The sequence below is a fragment of the Mesorhizobium sp. M1143 genome, from assembly GCF_040318435.1.
Taxonomy (GTDB): Bacteria; Pseudomonadota; Alphaproteobacteria; order Rhizobiales; family Rhizobiaceae; genus Mesorhizobium.
Genome location: NZ_JAMYMJ010000115.1, coordinates 1 through 4,002 on the forward strand (window position 1 = coordinate 1; position 4,002 = coordinate 4,002).

Below are 4,002 nucleotides of genomic sequence, written 5' to 3' on the forward strand. Positions count from 1 at the left end.
TGAGAGCTACGCGAGTGCGGCGTCGATGCATGGCGTTGATGCGGCCACTGTTCGCAAGTGGGTTGCGTTGTACCAGGCGCATGGCGATGCCGGGCCCTGCGACGATGCTTGAAAGCCTACTCCTGGGGTGGCCGGAACATCCCCGCCTCGAAGCCCTGTTGCGCGATGCGCGATCGTCGATCTCCGCTCCCCTGCGGCTGGTCGGCATTGCCGGCCTTGCAGCGCGCGGCGAAACACCAGCGGAAACGCGCGACGAAGTGCTGGAGCTGTGCGGCTTCTGGTCGGGCCTCGACTACGCTGACCGGCCGCTAGCACTGCACTTGCTGATCAAATATTGGAAGGATGACGAAACGCTCATCACTGGCGCCGTGGACATGCTGGAGCAGCGCCAGTACCCGTCTGTGTGGGAGTTTACCGACGCCAAAGCCTACCTGCTGCATTGCTCGACCGACCAGCACAAGGTCAGGCAGTGGCTTCAGCGGGAGTTGGAAAAACCGCGCTCGATCAACATAATCGGACTGGACAATGTCTGGACCCGGGTCGGCCTCTTCGCCAAAGACGACCCGCGCCTCCTCGAGCCAGCGATCGCGTCATGGAACCAGCCTGAGCTACGCATGATGCATCTCCGCGAGATCGTCGGATTCGTGCAGTCGGTCCGGGACAGTCGGATTCGCGACATCTTGATTGACGTCGTGCGCGGCAAGGAGGATTTCCAGAAGCACTGGGCGGCAAAGGCGCTGGTCACCGCCTGGGGGAGGGACGACCCGGCCGTGGCGGGCCTGTTTGATGAGATCTTGAGTTGGCCGGCCGAACGGCTGATCAACCTCGCCGCCGTCTTACCGGACATAGATCCAGACCGCCGGGCCTGTCGGCAGCGCCTGCTCGACCTTAGCCGGGATCCACTGGTCAGACGCGACCTGCTCGCCGTCGGCCTCGAGGCCTGTGGTTGCGATGGAAGTGACGACGCGGCGGTTCAGGCGTTGCTCCAGCCCAGCCAGCGCAGCGTTTATTCGCCGATGGCAGTGCTGGGGCGGAGTTTCAACACCCACTCGGATGTCCGGGCGTTGGCCGGCACGTCCTTGAAGGCACCAGAGCAGCCCTGGGTGGTGCTCGCAACCGGCTTCGGTGACGAGCCTGAGGTACGCGAGGCGCTACTTCGAGCGGCTGCTCCACTCCCGCTCGAGCTGCGGACAGTGATCGCCGAAACCGCAGTCGCAGGCGGCGTTGGAACGTCGTTGGGCTCGACACTCCAGCACTATGAGCTTGAAAGTGACCCCGAGCTGATGGTGCGCCTGTCCATCGCATACCATCGCGCGTTGGTGGCGGGGGGTCGTCAGGCCGATGCCATTCCGAAACTAGAGGCCGAATTGCTGACCTATGGTTCCGACTTGGAACCACTTCGCGCCGCCGCGTTGGCGGGCGCCACGATCATTGGCGAGCTAACCCGCGTTGCGGGCCTGGAAGAGCAGGGTCGATTGGCCAATATTGTCTTCACAACGGCACTGCATCCGCTCCCCAGCATGGTGCGCCTCGTGAGCGAGCAATGGCAGTCCTTCCGAGCCGCTTTCGGCGACACGCTCGAAGAGCGGCTTAAGACCTTCAGCGAAAACGGCGTAAAGCACACCCTGGCTTACGGAGCCGCCTTGTCTGAGGCCGCATCCTCTGAGTTCCTGGCATCGGCAGAGGCCGGCACGATGGCTAGGAATCCGACTGCGCTCCGCACTCTTGCGATGCTGAGGCCAGCCAGCCCCTTGCTGCTCACCCGGTGCCTTGAAGCGCTGGACCTGGAACATGGCCGCAACGATTACATGACGGTCAAAGCAGAGATCGCGCTCATCCTCGCCGAGCAGTTCGGCGGCGACGCGGCGGTCCGCGACCAACTGGTGGAGCGGATGCGGCACAGCCACAGCAGCGCCTCCGTCCTGGCTCTTGCGCTCCATTCGCCGGGCGACCCCGCGCTTGCCGCGTTGCCTGAGATCCGTGTGCCCCAGCGGGAGCTCGGGCAATGGGCGACCATCGTCCATATCGCAGCGTCCTTTGCCAGCGCGACGGAATTTGCGCAACTCGTCGAGACGTTGGTGACGCGCTCCCGCCGGATTCAGTTTGATGCCCAGAAGATCAGCAATCTCGGAATCGAGCGCCGACTGCGTCGCGACCCGGAGGTTGCAGAGCTGTTGGGGCGAATGGTTGACCCAAAAGCCCATCCCAGCATCCTGGCCAGTATCCCCGGCTATCTTGCCGCGACTGGCACCCTTGGCGAGAAAGAGCGGGCGAAGGTCCTCGACGCGCTGGGGATGTTCGCTCGCGACCAGATCGTGCCCCTGGCAGGTTACGACGCCGTCGCCGACCGTGTCCGCTCAGTCAGGCTTTCGATGCTCGATGCGCTTCATTCTGGAGCCGAGATCTGACTGGCTAGAGTCGCTCACGTTCGCCTTTAGTCACCTATAGAGCCGGCCGGCATGACCGACACAAGGTGCACTGCGGCCCGGCAGCAACTGGGCCGGAAGCAGATCGCGTCATGGTTCCTTTGTTCCCTCGCGCCGCAAGGCAATAGAATAGCCCGATGACGCAACGATCTTCATGGAAAGCGTGCCGACCAGCTCAGGCTGTCCCAAAACGGCAGCAGCTGGCAGAAAGCAATGTGTCCCCATCCGACCCGCCTACCAGGCGGGTTTCTATTACAGGATGGTCTGGACCATCACGACGGCGACTCGATGCGTCGCCTCGCCTCATCTGTGAGAAACACATATCGAAGGCGTGGACGACGCAAACCCTGAAATTCCGTTGCGTAAACCCCTCGAGGGCCTTGCTTGAGGTCGCGGTCAAATGTTCAATCCTTTGTGTTTAAGGAGTGTCGCCAGCTCAACAATGAACATGGTCGACACCTCTGTCCGCGGAAAGGATTCACTCGCGATGGAGCAGATAAACCTATTATGCCGCGATGCAGTTCGACCATAGCGGGCCGGACATTCCTATTTCCCTGCTGCGTGCGCAGCGAGCAGGAAACTTGCTATTTATCGTCGGCGCCGGGGTTTCAAAGGCTGCCGGGCTTCCACTTTTTGGCGAGCTCGCCGATCTCGTCTATGCCCGCCTCGGGCAAGCGATTCCTGGCGCTCCGGGCAGTCTTGCTAGCCGGGCGGAGTTGGAGGCACGCCGGGACGGGCAATACGATCGGCTGATCGGGCTTCTAGAACAACGTTTGGTGTATCGCGGCGCCGATTGGCGACAGCCGCACAACAGGGTTCGAGAAGCCGTCGCAATCTTAGTTCAGCCGGGTCCGAGAGCTCGCGTCGCCGCACATACCGACTTGCTCGATCTCTCCCGCGCAACCGATGGTCGACCGCGGATCATTACCACAAATTTCGACACGCTCTTCGAACGAGCATGGCGGCGACGCACCGGCCAGCATCTGACCAGCACTGCGGGACAGGGTATGCCGACAGTTGGCTCACACGACTTCACGGGCGTGCTCCATCTCCACGGCCGGCTGGGCGACCGTCGCTATGGTCTTAGCGAAACCGATCTCGTGTTGACCTCGGCAAACTTCGGCGAAGCCTACATGCGCAGCGGCTGGGCCTCGCGCTTCGTGTACGATCTCCTGCGACGATACACGCTCGTGCTTGTGGGCTACTCCGCAGACGACCCGCCGATGCGCTATATGCTTGAGGCGACTGAGGAAGGGCGTCTCAACTTCCCGGACCTGAAGCCAGCGTTTGCGCTCGTGGGCGACACGGCCAACGATGCGGGGAGCTTGCGCGAGGCATGGCGCGGAAAGGGGGTTCAGCCTCTGGTCTATCACGCGCCCAATCATGACCATGGTGCCTTATATCGTACGCTGGACGCTTGGGCGCAGCTGGCCCGCGAACCCCTGGAGTGGTCTGCGAGGCAGCTTGCACGTATCGCCGCTGCCAGCCGGAAGGACGCGACGGCGGAGGATAGGGCGACCTTCGCCTATCTAACCAAGGAAGTTTCCAGCGTGACGGTTGCCGCGGTGCACAGTAG

Annotated in this window: 3 protein-coding genes; all 3 read left to right on the forward strand. The window is 62.5% G+C overall.

Features of this window, described 5'->3' with window-relative positions:
* The coding region (locus NKH35_RS30780) for a helix-turn-helix domain-containing protein (protein ID WP_352917461.1) at positions 1–112 on the forward strand (112 nt) is incomplete at its 5' end.
* Positions 105–2,408 (forward strand): hypothetical protein, encoded by a 2,304-nt coding sequence (locus NKH35_RS30785; protein WP_352917457.1) that lies wholly within the window; start codon positions 105–107, stop codon positions 2,406–2,408. The genes NKH35_RS30780 and NKH35_RS30785, both read left to right, overlap by 8 nt.
* Positions 2,409–2,941: 533 nt before the next feature.
* A partial coding sequence (locus NKH35_RS30790) for an SIR2 family protein (protein ID WP_352917459.1) occupies positions 2,942–4,002 on the forward strand: 1,061 nt, incomplete at its 3' end.

Bases quoted from the DNA above. Each gene is read 5' to 3' on its own strand.
- NKH35_RS30785 (WP_352917457.1), top strand. From the start codon at position 105: ATGCTTGAAAGCCTACTCCTGGGGTGGCCGGAACATCCCCGCCTCGAA.